The organism is Chryseobacterium oranimense (genome assembly GCF_900129755.1).
Taxonomy (GTDB): Bacteria; Bacteroidota; Bacteroidia; order Flavobacteriales; family Weeksellaceae; genus Chryseobacterium; species Chryseobacterium oranimense.
In genome coordinates this window covers 1-14394 of record NZ_FQWT01000006.1, presented here as the reverse complement: position 1 = coordinate 14394, position 14394 = coordinate 1, and the positions used below count along the sequence as shown (strand labels likewise).

Here is a 14394-nt window from a genome sequence, read left to right as displayed (position 1 = left end):
TAGATCTACTTTGTCCTTAAGCTCTTCCTGATGATTTTATTATAAAATATTAACTTCCCGTTCGAGCTCTATCCCGAATTTCTCTTTTACGGAATTGATAATCTCCGTCGAAAAATCAAAGATTTCTTTTCCTGTAGCATTTCCTGTAGCATTCACAATAACCAGTGCCTGTAGCTTATGTGAGGCTGCATTTCCGATGTGTTTTCCTTTCCAGCCGCACTGCTCAATCAGCCATCCGGCGGGAACTTTTACAAAGTCACCGTTTGGATAGCCTGGAATATTTTCAAATTGCTGCTTCAGGTTTTCAAACTGGGCTAAGGGAATGGTAGGGTTTTTAAAGAAACTTCCTGCATTTCCCGTTTCTTTTGGGTCAGGCAGTTTACTCTGTCTGATATTAATGACCGCCCGGGAAACATCCTGGATAGTGGGATGAGTAATTCCCATATTTTCCAATTCGGTTTTTATTGCACCATATTCTGTTTTGATGTGATGGTCTTTCTTTGTTAATTTAAAAGTGACTTCCAGGATTACATACCTGTCTTTTCCCTCCTGCTTGAAAACAGAATCTCTGTAGCCGAAATGACATTCTTCAAGGCTGAATGTTTTAAGCTCAAGATTTTTAATGTCCAAAACCGTACAGCTTACAAAAACATCCTTTATTTCTGTTCCGTAAGCTCCGATATTCTGCATTGGTGACGTTCCTACGTTTCCGGGGATCAGGGAAAGATTTTCCAGTCCGCCATAGTTCTTTTCAAGCGTGTACATTACGAATTCATGCCAGTTTTCGCCGGCCTTAGCCGTTACCAGGACTTCATTTTCATTAAGGTCTTCCTCGGAAATTCCTTTTAAGCTGAGTTTGATAGCAAGTCCGTCAAAATCCTTTGTTAAAAGAATATTGCTTCCTCCTCCTAAAAATAAGGATTGAAGATGGTGGTCCCGGGAATATCTTACTGCCTCCCTGAGCTCTTCAAGGGTCTGTACTTCGGTAAAATATTTTGCTTTGGCATCAACACCAAAAGTATTGTAGGGCTTTAAGGAAAAATTTTCTTGCATATTTTATCGGTATTCTGTGGGAAGAATGAGGTTGAGTTGTTCTTTAAACAGTTTCAGCTGCCTGTAGTGCAGGGTGTCTGCATAAGAATTAACATAGATATGTGATTTTTTCGGAGTCCTGATCTGAAAAGTTTCATCAATGCCGTCTACAGACTGTTTGCTTGGAGAGCTTTGTATTACATCCAGATCTTTGGTATTAATCGGGGAAATAAGATTGTTCCAGGCCTGCATGCTGATGGCAGAATCCCACTCTTTGTGGATTCGACGGGCAGTGATGCCCTGTTCTGCATGGATGGAATCTTTTGTGATCCTGATGATCTTGTAATCTCCCTGATCGCCGCCAATATTGGATAAGCTGATGAAAGTTATTTCATTCGGGTTTTTAGCGATGGAAGTTTGTTCCTTGCTTTTGTCACAGGAAAAAAATGCCGGCAGCAAAAACATTGAAAACAGGAGTTTCAGGTAAGTATTTTTTATTGCCGGCATAATGTATGTTTTAGAGACTGAATTCTTCTCTGTATTTCTTTAAAGCGTCTTTAAGGATCTCAGCACTTCTCTTAAGATCTTCCTCTTTCAGAACGTAAGCAATTCTTACCTGTTTTTTTCCTAATTCAGGATTGCTGTAGAAGCCTCCTGCAGGAGCTACCATAATGGTTTCCTTATTAAGAGAGTATTTTTCTAAAAGCCATTGTGCAAATTTCTCAGTATCATCTACCGGAAGCTCTGCTACACAATAGAAAGCTCCTTTTGGTTTAGGGCAGATCACTCCGGGAATGGCATTCAGAAGATCTACCAATATGTTTCTTCTGTGGGTATATTCTTCTCTTACCGCACGGATGTAGGCGCCATCATTTTGGTGGGCAGCCGTAGCAGCAATTTGTCCCAACAGAACCGGGCTCAGTCTTGCCTGTGCAAAAAGCATTGCTGCATCATGAATTTTTTTGGAGCGGGTAATCATGCATCCGATTCTTACTCCACACATAGAATAGCGCTTGGATTCTGAATCGATGATGATGCAATTGTCGCTAAGTTCAGGGAAATCCAGCATGGATATCTGCTGTTTGCCGTCATATACGTATTCTCTGTAAACTTCGTCGGAGATAACGACGATATCATATTTCAATGCAATTTCTGCAAGCTTCTGAAGCTCTTCACGGGTGTAAAGGTATCCTGTAGGGTTGCCCGGGTTGCAGATAACGATTGCTCTTGTTTTCTCTGTGATTTTTTTCTCAAATTCTTCAATCGGAGGAAGGGCGAAGCCTGTGTCGATCGTAGACGGAACCGCTACTACATTCACATTGAATGCACTGGTAAAGCCATTGTAATTGGCGTAATAAGGCTCAGGGATAATCACTTCATCACCATCATCACATAAAGTGGAAATGGCAAAGTTTAATGCTTCAGACCCTCCGTTGGTCACAATGAAATTGTCTGGTGTAAGATCTGTAAAGCCTAGGGTGTGATAATATTCTGTAAGGGCTCTTCTGTACTCTATATTCCCTTCAGAAAGTGCATATTCCAATACTTTAAGATCAATATTCTTTAAAGCATTTAAAGCGGTTTCCGGTGTTTCAATATCTGGCTGTCCGATATTGAGATGATATACTTTTATCCCCTTTTGTTTGGCTTGTAAAGCGTAAGGAACCAGTTTTCTTACCGGTGAGGCAGGCATATGCTGTGCTCTGTTTGAAATATTTGGCATTGTTCAAAAAATTTGTATGGCAAAAATAAGATTTAATTTCTCAATAATAAAATAACCTGATATTCATTTTGATTGCTTTTTAATTATTTTGAAAATCAGTGAATTATAGTTAAATGTAGCCCTGATTCTTCTTATTTTATGTTATGTACTCATCAGCAGTTGCTGAAAAAGGATTGGATTTGAAAATGAATTATAGGCAGAAATGATCGGAATTGTCAAAATAATATAACAAAATGTGAATAAAGCATTTGGTCATAAAATAATGTTTTCATATGTATTAAATATCAATACTATAATATTATTGTTAAATACTTGAATATTTTGTAAAAATATATCATTTGTATTGATTTTTTTATTAAATTTCGATGCTAATAAAAAATAATTATGAAAATACATTTACCATTTAGAGTCTTACCTGCTCTGGCTCTTTTTGCGGCAGCTACAATGAATGCCCAAAACTTTCAACCAATGCCTGTCCAGTCCGGATATACGGCAGATGTAATTGCTAACGGAATAGGTTCTGCCATGACCTCCACAACAGAAGATGTAGACGGGGTATCTTTTGCTTTTGTAGCAAGAGATTTTCAGCTTACTTCAAGCAGTACGGCACTTACGTATGGGCTTCCTGTTAATGGAATTATTAATTCTGCTGTGGCTTCCACTCCGGGGCTGAGTTTTAAGCTTGGTGATCTTTCCGGAAATAATTCTTTAAAGATTTCAAGCAATGCATCCGGCAGTAACAGCGGAACACTGTCGTTTGTGACACCTGTTCCCGCTTTTAAATTATATATGCTTTCTACGGGTGGAAGTGGTGCATGTACAGTGAATGTAACGGTTAATTTTACGGATAATACTTCTCAGGTATTTTCAGGGGTGAGTGTTTCCGACTGGTATGGCGGGTCAAGCTATGCCATTCAGGGAATCGGAAGGATCAACAGGAGCAACAATGTTCTGGAACCGAATTCCACGAATCCAAGACTATATCAGGCTGCTTTGACTATTGATGCCGCGAACCAGACCAAGCCTATCCAGAGTGTTACTGTAACCAAAGTAAGCGGAACGGGAATTGCCAACATTTTTGCTTTTTCAGCAGATGTTTATACAGATTGTGTAGCTCCTACACTTCAGCCTGTGGGAACCCTTACTTCAAGTTCTGCCCAGGTTTCATGGACGGTACCGGCCAGTGTTCAGGCAGTAAGTTATGATATTTACTACAGTACATCCTCTACGGCTCCTACAGCGGCAGCAACACCTAATCATCCTGGTGTTACCGGAACTTCATTTACCATTCCTTCTCTGTCACCAAGTACAACCTACTATTATTGGGTAAGAACCAATTGCAGCACTGCAACTTCCCAGAGTGGATGGTCGTTCTCAGGAACGTTTACCACTTTATGCGGATCTATGGTTCCGACGTATACGAATAATTTCAGCACTTTCCCTGGAACATGCTGGGCAAACGGTCTTTCCGGAGGCACACCGGCTACAGGTCCTACAGGAACAAGTTCTTATTGGGTGTCCGGAGGTTTCTTAGGTACCGGCTCCAGCGGATCAGCAACCATCAATCTATACTCGGCAGGCAGAACGGGCTGGCTTAAAACAGTGCCTTTCAATCTTTCTGGCGGTACTTATAAAGTTAAATTTGATTACGGAATAGCAGCATATCTGAGTACCAGTGCTTCACCAATGGGATCTGATGATGTTGTTCAGTTCCTGGCATCCAATGACGGCGGAACGACATGGACTGTCCTTGAGACATGGAATCAGGCTAATGCCCCTACCAATGTTTCAACTCCATATGTTTACACCTTGACAGGATACAACAGTGCCAATACGGTCTTTGCTTTTTACGGAACGGACGGGACAGTGAATGATGACCCTGATTATAATTTCTATGTCGATAACTTTACAGTTGAAAGTGCACAATTGAGCACTTCGGAAGTAAAAGATGCGGCGAAGAAGGCATCCGTTCATCCGAACCCTTTCAGAGATATTCTTTACATCTCAGACAATAGAGAAGTGAAATCTGTAAATGTAGGCGATGCTTCCGGCAGAGCTTTGAAAACTTTTACAGGAAATGTAAAAGAGCTGGATCTGAGTACCCTGAATGCAGGCCTGTATTTTGTAACCATCTATTTCAAAGACGGATCGCAGTCTACTGTGAAAACGGTTAAAAAATAAATTTTTTAATGTCAATAAAGTTGAACGGCGGCGCAGTAATGCACTGCCGTTTTTTTTGTAATTAAAATCAATTATTGATATCTATAAATTTCGTTATTTTGGGAAAAATTAAAAACTCACTGACATGCAAATTCCGGCAGACTCCGTAACTGATTATATTTCAAAAATTCCTGAGGATAGACAGGAAGTATTTAAAAAATTATTTGATACCATAAATGATAATCTTCCTGAAGGCTTCAAAGAAGGAGTCAGTTATGGAATGGTAGGGTGGGGAGTTCCTCTGGAGACTTATCCTGCAGGATACCATTGTGCACCCGGTACTCCTTTACCGTTTATGGCGCTGGCTTCGCAGAAAAACTTTATTGCATTCTATCATATGGGAATTTATGCTGACCCTGAATTATTAGAATGGTTTGTAGCTGAATATCCAAAGTATTCCAAAAGAAAGCTGGATATGGGAAAATCCTGTGTAAGGTTCAAAAAAATGGATGATATTCCTTTTGAACTCATTGCTGAGGTCAGCAAAAAAATGACCGTTGAAAACTGGATCAATATGTATGAAAGCCAGTTTAAAAAATCAAAAGAATCTGCCTCAAAAGGTAAGTAGAACTTATATTCAACCATAACAGCATTATGATCAACCTCAAAGAAGGACTGTTTCAGAAAAGTCATAAAATCCTCTCCCGTATTATTTTCTTTGTTACTATTCTGCTGTTGCAGTATTGTGCACCTCAAAGCCAATACGGTAAGCTGAGGAATGGAGATCTGCTTTTTGTTACGGCTAAAGAAACCGGGCTTTCCGGTGCCATCAATAATGTAACTCAAAAGCAGAAAGAAGCATCTTTTGATCATATCGGAATTGTAGAAATAGCAAATAATCACTGGTATGTCCTCCATGCAGCTCCCAAAGGAGGCTCGCAAAAGCAGGAACTCAAATCTTTTCTTACCGATCAGTCTGATGACGGTCAGAAAGTAATGATCTACCGTCTTAAACCGGAATATCAGAAATCTATCCCGGCTGCTCTCAAAAAGGCAGAATCCATGCTGGGAAAGCCTTATAATTTCAATTATATCCTTGATGAAAGTTCTTACTACTGTTCAGATTATATTGAGAGGTCATTCAGGGAAGATCATATATTCAAACTGGAACCTATGACGTTCATTGATCCAAAAACCGGAAAAACCAATGAATTCTGGACAGAATTTTATAAAAAGAAGAATTTAAAAGTTCCGCAAGGAGAGCTGGGGTGCAATCCCAACGGATTGGCTGCTTCGGATAAATTGGACAAAATAGGAGAGCTGTAAATATACTTTACAATAAATATGATCCCTGAAGATTTAAGTCTTTGGGGATTTTTTTAGACAAAAAATGAAAGAATAATTTAACGCAAAGGTTTATTTTTAGTGTAAACAGTTTAAGTAAGCAAAGGAAAATCAACTCAGTTGATTCGATAAAGGTCCTCATTACTACCTTTTATAAAAAAGTCTGCTTTATTTATCTGCTCAATCAGCGAGAGGTTACAAATAAAGCCAACATATTTTAGTGTTTAAGAAGAAAAATTGTTAAAATTCAAAAATATTAGTCTACTAATTTGGTAGACTAGTGTTTTTTTATATTTTTGTCAAAGATTTAACGCAAGAAGCAACCATGATCTAGAAAATGTTTAACTAAAAAATTGTTAGTGATGATTACACCTAATCCTACGCTGCAGGTATTACCAAAAAAAATAAGCCTGCCTAAAAAAGAACTGATACTGGAAATAGAATTGAATGGCAAAATGAAATTTGAGCATTTAATGAATACCATCTATAATCAGTTCGGGATCTGTCACAGGGTGCTGTCTGCTAATGTAGAATATGTTAACGGATATAGTTTTGGTTCGGTACAGTTATATATTAATGTAAGTTCAGAAGATTACCAGCAGCTGGAATTCTATCTGAATAAAAATAAACTCTTGAATACCATGGTAGAGTATAACTGCCGTAAGTATTTTTAAGGGGAGATTCATATAGTTTTAATTACAGAAAGTATCCGGTTTTTATCGGGTACTTTTTTTATGGGTTTATAGGAGCTTGAGGTAGAAACTTAATTCAATATTTAACGTTTCAAAAAAGACTGCTCTGAAAATAAGTTTGTTCTGTTATTGATCTAAATTTCAGATTCAAAAAAAACACTACTTTTAGAGATTATAAAACCAAAAATTATGACCATAATAATTATTATTGCTTTAATTGCAATTTGTCTTTTGTATGCAGTATCTATCTACAACCGTCTTGTTAAACTGAAAAATCTGGTTCAGGAGGCATGGAGCAGTATTGATGTGATGCTAAAAAAACGACATGACCTTATTCCCAACCTTGTAGAAACCGTAAAAGGCTATGCTACCCATGAGCGTGAAACTCTGGACAGTGTGATAAGAGCCAGGACCCAGGCTGTAGGTGCAGATTCCGTTCAGACCAAAGAAGCGGCGGAGAAAAACCTGAACCAGGCCATGATGAATCTTTTTGCCGTAGCGGAACAATATCCTGATCTGAAAGCCAATACTAATTTTCAACAGCTTCAGAGTGAACTTACCTCTATAGAAAACGATGTGGAAAAATCAAGAAGATATTATAACGGGACTGTCCGTGAAAATAATACCCTTGTAGAGTCTTTCCCAAGCAACATCATCGCCAATATGTACAAGTTTGAGAAATCGCCTTTCTTCGAACTGGAAAATATTGCAGAAAGAGAAGTTCCCACCGTAAAATTTTAAGAAATGAGAAAGTTGCTGCAGCTTTTCCTTCTTCAGTTTTTTTGTATAGCCTTTGCACAGACTGATCCGGACAGGATGGATCAGCTGGCTATTATCGGAACTGAGAAAATCATTTCTTTCCATTCTGACATTGATATTGATAAAAATTCGGGTGCTACCGTTACTGAAAATATAAAAGTATACAGCCTGGGAAATAATATCAAAAGAGGAATCTTCCGTGCGCTTCCCTTATCCAGAAATCTGAATAACAAAAGTCAGAAGGTGAGGTATCATATCATTTCCGTGAAAAAAAACGGTGAGGATGAAGATTATCATGAAGAAACAGAAGATGGCTACTTAAAAATTTATGCAGGAAATAAAGATGTGCTTCTGGATCCCGGAACCTACGACTATGAAATAAAATACAAAACGGAGAACCAGATCGGCTTTTTTCCTCAGTATGATGAATTTTACTGGAACGTCAACGGAACATACTGGGATTTTGATGTTGATACTATTTCCGCAAGGGTAAATCTTCCTGCCGGAGCAGCTATTATCCAGAATTCCTGTTATACCGGGGCTTATGGCAGTAACAGCCAGAATTGTACTTCCCAAGTACTTTCGGATAACTCTATAGAATGGGGTGCTTCCGGCCTTAAACCGAATGAGGGTCTTACCATAGCGGTAGGTTTCCAAAAAGGAATTATGTTTCCGCCTCCGCCGCCTACTTTCCTTGAAAAATATGGTATTTTAATAGCCGGATGTATCATCTTTCCGGGATTGCTACTGTATCTTTATTCTACATGGGTGAAATATGGGATAGATCCTGAAACTCCAACGGTTTATCCGCAATTTAATGTCCCTGAAAATCTTTCGCCGGCCTCTCTGGGGTATATCAATTCGGAAAGTTTCAAAAACAAATACCTGACGGCTGCTATCGTCAGTCTCGCTGTAAAAGGATATGTAAAGATCATAGAAGGTGAAGATTCAGGTTTGTTAGGCTTTTTCAATACAAAAACTTTTACACTGAAAAAGTTGAAAGAAGCAGATGAGAGTCTTCCGAAAGAAGAAATTAACCTGATGAACAGCCTTTTTTCAGCATCTGCAGATTCTGTAAAATTTGATGGAAAATACAATTCGAAAATTGAAACTGCGGTTCAGAATTTTAAAGGAGCGCTGAGCTTTCAGCATGATAATTTCCTGAATGAAGGAAACAACACAAAAAAACTTGTAATGCCTTGGCTGGTGATTAGTATTGTTTACGGTCTGGGATTATTTATAAGTTATAGCCTGTTGCCTGAATTTGAAAGAGTTTTGGCCGGAGCGTTTTTGTATGTTATTCTTTTTGTGATATTTATATTAGTATCATTGCTGCTCAAAAATGCTTCCTGGAAATTTTTGATTCCGCTTCCTGTTGCTGTTATTTTAGGAGTTGGTGGAATTATTTCTGCTGGCGGAGGGGGTATTGAAAATATTAATTTCAACGTTTGCTATATTTTCTATGTTCTTGCATTTTCAGTAATGGTAATTTTTCAATACCTGATCAAGCAGCCATCTAAAGAAAAGCTGAGAAAAAAATCATTGATAGACGGCTTCAAAATGTATATGGGAGCAGCTGAAAACGAACAGCTGAAATTTCACAATCCTCCTCAGATGACCCCGCAGGTTTTTGAAACTCTCCTTCCCTTTGCCATGGTAATGGGAGTTGACCAGATCTGGGGACAGAAATTTGATGAATTGCTGAAAAGAACTGCCATGGAATATCAGAATACCTGGTACTACGGTGGTGTAATGAACCATTATGCATTTGCTAATACGTTGAACTCAAGCCTTACCCAATCTATACAATCGGCATCTACGAAGCCATCCAGTTCCAGCAGTGGGTCAGGTGGTGGTGGATTCTCCGGTGGCGGCGGAGGCGGTGGTGGAGGCGGAGGCTGGTAGCTGATGTCTTATAGAAATAAAAAAGTCCGTTTTACAACCAGTGAAACGGACTTTTTTTATGCTTTTATGAACTTACTGTTGGAGAGTAATCGTCATTTAGTAAGATTCTCAAACATATTACTTAGTGTAAGGCTAAATCTTCTTTTTATCGAGAAGCTGTTTGAGATAGGCAATCTCTGTGTCTTTATCTTTTAACCTTTGTTCATACTGTTCTATTAATTTTTCAGGAAGTTGATTCTGGTAAATAAAACCACTATGATCTCCATTAGTACTATTTATAGTAATATTATCACCACTCAGAAAATCCAGAACACTTACCTCCAAAACTTTTGCAATATCTTCCACCTGATGGAAATCCGGTTTACTTTTATCATTCTCAAAATTGGAATAGGTTTTCTGGGAAACATTAAGAACTTCGGCCAGGTATTCCTGAGTAAAGTTTTTGTTGATTCTCGCTTTTTTCAGTTTTTCACCTAGAGTCATAATATAAAAGTATTTTTATCAAAATTACATATTTTTTTCTTTTAGAAAAATAATACGGAAACCAGTATTTTTTTACTGCATTGCATATTATATTTTTTCACATCTTTGGGATGTAGAAAAAAGTATTATATTTAACAACTTAAAACACAAAACAACCTATGAAGAAAAATTTATTTGTCAGGCTGCTTTTTGGTGCAGCACTGGTTGCTTCTCTGGCTTCCTGCCGTTCGGAAGACTTTCTTAACAGCCATGAAGAGGCGCCGCCTTCTAAATTTAGGGTATTTACTGCTCAGAAAGATGAGACCATTAATTATGGAAAAGGCTTTAAAACACTGCTTGAACATTATGATGATATCCATAAAGTTCAGCATACAGCACAGGCGGTTAGAAATGCATTGAAAAATTCGTTGGAAACCACAGACGAATATGTAGAAATGAATATTCGTTCGCAGGATTTTACAACAAAAACCAATGAAAAGTTTACACTTTTCCCATTAATTAAAAATCAGCAGGTTGACGGTATTATTATTGCCGTGCTAAAGGAGAATGAAACCCAGGTAGAATTTTTGAAAATGTATCCTGAGGCAGAAAACTACAGTGAAATGCTGAAATTGTTCAGGGAAGCCTATCTGAAAAACACTTTACCACAAAGACTTGCTGCTAAAGCAAACGGATCATGCAGTTCTGACGGAACGCCTTGTGATACCGGAGAAGTTATTATTACGATGCCGGGAGCGGGAGGGGGATATACTGGCGGAACCTGGAATGGAGATACTCTTCCCGCTGGTGGTTGCCTGCCTTATGATAATTGCTTAAATCCCGAAGGCGGAGGAGGTAGTGGAGGTGGGGAAACTAATCCTACAAACAATAGTGCTCCGGTGAATCCTTGTGATAAGCTGAAAACTCAGAATCTGTCTGCAGACTATAAGGCAAAAATAGAAGAATTGGATAAGCCGTCAGTTTTCAGCCTAAAGAAAGAAACAGGCTTTCTGGAAAGTAAAAGCGGAGTTTTTACACAGCTTCAGCCTGCGGCATCTACATCGAGCTCAGATGGAATGACAGTTCCTGTAACCTCTAATACCAAAGGATATATACATACCCATTTGAATGATTATGATACAGGAAAATTTAATGATGAAGGGTTACCTTTAATTAACCAACCTATCAGGATGTTTTCTCCGGCAGATGTAAATACACTGATGATAATGGCTGGTTTTGTGACTGATGGAGATTATAGCCAGCTATATGGAACAATGGTTTCCAGCTACGGAAATTATACTATCATGTTTACAGGGACAGCTTCGGATATTAAAACAGGATTTGATACTGAACAATGGCGTAAGGATTATATGAAATATAAAGAAGATCACGATTTTTGGACTTTTGAAAAACTATTTCTTAATTTTCTGAAAGATAAAATGAATGTACAGGGTGTGGAATTATACAAAATAAAAGACAATGGCACCATACAGAAAAAGACACTAAACGCAAACAATAATGTACAATCTGATGATTGTCCTCAATAATTTTAAAATTAACAAAATGAAAAATAAAATAATTTATATCTTATTATTTTTAGGAATAATCTCTTGTAAGGCACAAGTAATAGGAACATTAGAACAATTTGAAGAATGTAAAAAAAGGGCTAATAGGGATGAAGTTGGATGTCCAGACTTAGAAAATATCACTTATGTGAAAGACACTAATAATAGATTGAATCAATTTATTGGTGTATGGAAAGGAAATTTTGCAGGAAAGGAATATGAAATACATTTTGAGAAAAAAATTCAATTTGGGGAGGATATAAAATGGGATCGAATTTTTGGAAGAATGGTCATTAAAAATAATTCGGGTAATATTATTTATAATTCATTAAATGAATTAGATCAGAATATATCTTTTTTTGGAAGTAATTTCCAAGGTAGGGCTTATGTTATGCATTTTGTTGGGAACTATGACTGTTTAGAATCTGGTAATGTTTTTATAGAAACAAGAATAAGTAACCCCAATGAAATGACATTGTTTTACTCTCAGGATAAAGACGGTATTCTAGATCCTGCAAAATGTCCTAATTTTTCAACTTTTGTACCGTTGCTTCCAACTGATAAAATGACACTGATAAAGCAGTAATTAAAGCCTCTTCGGAGGCTTATTTTAAATTGCAAATAATGAAAAATAAAATAGTTTATATCTTATTACTTTTAGGAATAATCTCTTTTAAGGCACAAGTAATAGGAACATTAGAACAATTTGAAGAGTGTCAAAAAAGACCTAATCGAGATGAAGGTTGTCCGGATCTTGATAATATTACTTATGTTAAAGATACTAATAACAGGCTTAATCAGTTTGTAGGAATTTGGAAAGGAACATATAATGGTAAACAATATGAAATACATTTTGAAAAGCAACTGCAATGGGGGGAGGATATCAAATGGGATCGGATTTTTGGAAGAATAATTATAAAAGATAATTCTGGAAATATTATTTATAATTCACTAAATAAATCATTAACTGAGGCTGGTTTACTAAGAGGAGGTAATTTTCAAAATAGAGTGTATGTTATGCATTTTGTTGGGAACTATGACTGTTTAGAATCCGGTAATGTTTTTATAGAAACAAGAATTAATAACCCCAATGAAATGACATTGTTTTACTCTCAGGATAAAGACGGTCTTCTAAACCCAGCAAAGTGCCCTAATTTTTCAACTTTTGTACCGTTGCTTCCAACGGATAAAATCACACTGATAAAGCAGTAATTAAAGCCTCTTCGGAGGCTTATTTTAAATTGCAAATAATGAAAAATAAAATAGTTTATATCTTATTACTTTTAGGAATAATCTCTTTTAAGGCACAAGTAATAGGAACATTAGAACAATTTGAAGAATGTAGAAATAGACCAAATCATGATGACGGCTGTCCTGATTTGGAAAATATCACGTATGTAAAAGATACCAACAATAGACTTAACCAGTTTGTGGGAACCTGGAAAGGAAATTACGGAGGAAAGCAATATGAAATTAAATTAGAAAAAAAGATCAATTATAAGGATAAACCTAGTGATGCTCTTTCTTGGGATATGATAATTGGTAGGATATTAGTAAAAGATAGTTCCGGAAACATCATTTATAATTCTATGAATAAGGCTGATAATGATACACATTTTTTTGGCTATAATTTTCAAAAAAGAGTCTATAATATGCATTTTGTAGGAAATTATAATTGTTTGGAAGCCGGTGATGTTTATATTGAAACAAAATTTAATAATCCCAATGAAATGATGTTATTTTATTATCAAGATAAAGATGGTATACTAGACCCTGCAAAATGTCCTAATTTTTCAACTTTTGTACCGTTGCTTCCAACTGATAAAATGACACTGATAAAGCAGTAAATTGATGATTTTATCTATCTTAGAAATTCAATGATGAAAATTATTATATCTACTTATATTGTTTTTTGTTCTTTACTAATTTCTTGTGTGTCCAAAAAAAATACAGAAGAATATATTCAGTTTAAGCATGAAAATGTAATGGTGATAAAAGGAGATAAGCTTATAATCACTTTAATTCCTACAATAAGTAAAAGGAAAAAGTCAGTGATTGTAAAAACTTTAAAAAACAACGAACCATATGATAATAAGAGAATAACGTACGCTGAGTATGAGAAAATGTATGAACTGGTGCTAAAAACCAGTCAAAAAGATATAGAGTTACCTCAAAGTCCCAACAAATTAGTTTCTATTGTGGATGGTGGAAATAATTCAATCATTATCAAAAAAGATTCAATTGAAAAAAAATTAAGTACACATGGTATTTCTAAGGAGTATCATAGAAATTTTTTTGAAGCAGTTGAGCTTATTCTAAAGTCAGCAAAACTTACAGTTAATGATATTAATTAAATATTGAAAAGTATTAACCTAAAAGAAAATAGGCTGTCTAACTAGACAGCCTATTTTCTTTTAAATAATAATATTTTCTGAATCCTTTCATTTGTTATGTAATAAAAATTTTAATGACTGTACTTGATGCATCGTTTTTTATAAATTCTAAAGAGAAAGCTTCCGGGCTTTCTTTTTTTATGATCCGGGAGTCTATAAATCTTTTTATTCGACAGATGATGAATTAATTTATTTTTTAAATGATTTGATATCCAGCAGGCTATGGTATTTTATTATATGTGCTTTAAAATTTTATATTTCTTTTCACTACTAACCGACAAAAAAAATATAAGGAGCCATCTGTTCAGGTAGCTCCTTTTTTCATATTTTAGTTTTACTACACACTAAAAATATGAGCC

15 protein-coding genes are annotated in these 14394 nt (G+C 36.4%); 11 read left to right on the top strand and 4 right to left on the bottom strand.

The window, feature by feature from the left end; genetic code table 11:
* Positions 1-39 precede the first annotated feature (39 nt).
* From murB to BUB03_RS16865, 3 genes are read right to left on the bottom strand one after another with little or no spacing between them, the layout of a single operon-like run.
* Entirely contained in the window at positions 40-1053 is a 1014-nt protein-coding gene (gene murB / locus BUB03_RS16875; RefSeq protein ID WP_040998190.1) for a UDP-N-acetylmuramate dehydrogenase, read from the bottom strand.
* A 3-nt stretch (positions 1054-1056) separates the two neighbouring features.
* The gene (locus BUB03_RS16870; protein ID WP_040998189.1) at positions 1057-1539 is read right to left on the bottom strand and encodes a hypothetical protein; all 483 of its coding nucleotides are present in this window, start codon (positions 1537-1539) and stop codon (positions 1057-1059) included.
* Positions 1540-1549: 10 nt separating this feature from the next.
* Positions 1550-2755: a pyridoxal phosphate-dependent aminotransferase gene (locus tag BUB03_RS16865; RefSeq protein ID WP_040998188.1), complete on the bottom strand. Its 1206-nt coding sequence runs from the start codon at positions 2753-2755 to the stop codon at positions 1550-1552.
* A 384-nt stretch (positions 2756-3139) separates the two neighbouring features.
* Here BUB03_RS16865 and BUB03_RS16860 point away from each other — a divergent pair, with 384 nt between their 5' ends.
* The 6 genes from BUB03_RS16860 (at position 3140) to BUB03_RS16835 (ending at position 9615) form a co-directional block, all read left to right on the top strand.
* On the top strand, positions 3140-4936 hold the full coding sequence (locus BUB03_RS16860; RefSeq protein ID WP_083538986.1) for a T9SS type A sorting domain-containing protein: 1797 nt from the start codon (positions 3140-3142) through the stop codon (positions 4934-4936).
* 124 nt (positions 4937-5060) lie between these two features.
* Positions 5061-5543, top strand: coding sequence for a DUF1801 domain-containing protein (locus tag BUB03_RS16855; RefSeq protein ID WP_040998186.1), 483 nt, complete (start codon positions 5061-5063; stop codon positions 5541-5543).
* Positions 5544-5569: 26 nt separating this feature from the next.
* A complete protein-coding gene (locus BUB03_RS16850; protein WP_083538984.1) occupies positions 5570-6241 on the top strand; it encodes a YiiX/YebB-like N1pC/P60 family cysteine hydrolase in 672 nt (223 codons plus the stop codon).
* Between the two features lie 380 nt (positions 6242-6621).
* Positions 6622-6933, top strand: a complete 312-nt coding sequence (locus BUB03_RS16845) for an NIL domain-containing protein (protein WP_040998184.1) — start codon at positions 6622-6624, stop codon at positions 6931-6933.
* A gap of 207 nt (positions 6934-7140) precedes the next feature.
* Positions 7141-7692 carry a LemA family protein gene (locus BUB03_RS16840; RefSeq protein ID WP_073065380.1) on the top strand — a complete coding sequence of 184 codons (552 nt, stop codon included), beginning with the start codon at positions 7141-7143 and terminating at the stop codon, positions 7690-7692.
* A gap of 3 nt (positions 7693-7695) precedes the next feature.
* A complete protein-coding gene (locus BUB03_RS16835) occupies positions 7696-9615 on the top strand; it encodes a DUF2207 domain-containing protein (protein WP_083538980.1) in 1920 nt (639 codons plus the stop codon).
* Between the two features lie 132 nt (positions 9616-9747).
* Here the strand turns inward: BUB03_RS16835 and BUB03_RS16830 are convergent, their stop codons facing one another.
* Positions 9748-10098, bottom strand: coding sequence for a helix-turn-helix domain-containing protein (locus BUB03_RS16830; RefSeq protein ID WP_073065377.1), 351 nt, complete (start codon positions 10096-10098; stop codon positions 9748-9750).
* 158 nt (positions 10099-10256) lie between these two features.
* Here BUB03_RS16830 and BUB03_RS16825 point away from each other — a divergent pair, with 158 nt between their 5' ends.
* From BUB03_RS16825 to BUB03_RS16805, 5 genes are read left to right on the top strand one after another with little or no spacing between them, the layout of a single operon-like run.
* Positions 10257-11624, top strand: a complete 1368-nt coding sequence (locus tag BUB03_RS16825; RefSeq protein ID WP_073065375.1) for a hypothetical protein — start codon at positions 10257-10259, stop codon at positions 11622-11624.
* A gap of 16 nt (positions 11625-11640) precedes the next feature.
* Positions 11641-12228 (top strand): DUF6705 family protein, encoded by a 588-nt coding sequence (locus BUB03_RS16820; RefSeq protein ID WP_073065372.1) that lies wholly within the window; start codon positions 11641-11643, stop codon positions 12226-12228.
* 38 nt (positions 12229-12266) lie between these two features.
* On the top strand, positions 12267-12854 hold the full coding sequence (locus tag BUB03_RS16815) for a DUF6705 family protein (protein WP_073065369.1): 588 nt from the start codon (positions 12267-12269) through the stop codon (positions 12852-12854).
* 38 nt (positions 12855-12892) lie between these two features.
* Positions 12893-13489, top strand: a complete 597-nt coding sequence (locus BUB03_RS16810) for a DUF6705 family protein (protein ID WP_073065366.1) — start codon at positions 12893-12895, stop codon at positions 13487-13489.
* Between the two features lie 30 nt (positions 13490-13519).
* Positions 13520-13996 carry a hypothetical protein gene (locus BUB03_RS16805; protein ID WP_073065363.1) on the top strand — a complete coding sequence of 159 codons (477 nt, stop codon included), beginning with the start codon at positions 13520-13522 and terminating at the stop codon, positions 13994-13996.
* Positions 13997-14394 lie beyond the last annotated feature (398 nt).

Bases quoted from the DNA above. Each gene is read 5' to 3' on its own strand.
- murB (WP_040998190.1), bottom strand. From the start codon at position 1,053: ATGCAAGAAAATTTTTCCTTAAAGCCCTACAATACTTTTGGTGTTGAT.
- BUB03_RS16850 (WP_083538984.1), top strand. From the start codon at position 5,570: ATGATCAACCTCAAAGAAGGACTGTTTCAGAAAAGTCATAAAATCCTC.
- BUB03_RS16855 (WP_040998186.1), top strand. From the start codon at position 5,061: ATGCAAATTCCGGCAGACTCCGTAACTGATTATATTTCAAAAATTCCT.
- BUB03_RS16825 (WP_073065375.1), top strand. From the start codon at position 10,257: ATGAAGAAAAATTTATTTGTCAGGCTGCTTTTTGGTGCAGCACTGGTT.
- BUB03_RS16805 (WP_073065363.1), top strand. From the start codon at position 13,520: ATGATGAAAATTATTATATCTACTTATATTGTTTTTTGTTCTTTACTA.
- BUB03_RS16845 (WP_040998184.1), top strand. From the start codon at position 6,622: ATGATTACACCTAATCCTACGCTGCAGGTATTACCAAAAAAAATAAGC.
- BUB03_RS16865 (WP_040998188.1), bottom strand. From the start codon at position 2,755: ATGCCAAATATTTCAAACAGAGCACAGCATATGCCTGCCTCACCGGTA.
- BUB03_RS16815 (WP_073065369.1), top strand. From the start codon at position 12,267: ATGAAAAATAAAATAGTTTATATCTTATTACTTTTAGGAATAATCTCT.
- BUB03_RS16835 (WP_083538980.1), top strand. From the start codon at position 7,696: ATGAGAAAGTTGCTGCAGCTTTTCCTTCTTCAGTTTTTTTGTATAGCC.
- BUB03_RS16830 (WP_073065377.1), bottom strand. From the start codon at position 10,098: ATGACTCTAGGTGAAAAACTGAAAAAAGCGAGAATCAACAAAAACTTT.
- BUB03_RS16820 (WP_073065372.1), top strand. From the start codon at position 11,641: ATGAAAAATAAAATAATTTATATCTTATTATTTTTAGGAATAATCTCT.
- BUB03_RS16840 (WP_073065380.1), top strand. From the start codon at position 7,141: ATGACCATAATAATTATTATTGCTTTAATTGCAATTTGTCTTTTGTAT.
- BUB03_RS16810 (WP_073065366.1), top strand. From the start codon at position 12,893: ATGAAAAATAAAATAGTTTATATCTTATTACTTTTAGGAATAATCTCT.
- BUB03_RS16860 (WP_083538986.1), top strand. From the start codon at position 3,140: ATGAAAATACATTTACCATTTAGAGTCTTACCTGCTCTGGCTCTTTTT.
- BUB03_RS16870 (WP_040998189.1), bottom strand. From the start codon at position 1,539: ATGCCGGCAATAAAAAATACTTACCTGAAACTCCTGTTTTCAATGTTT.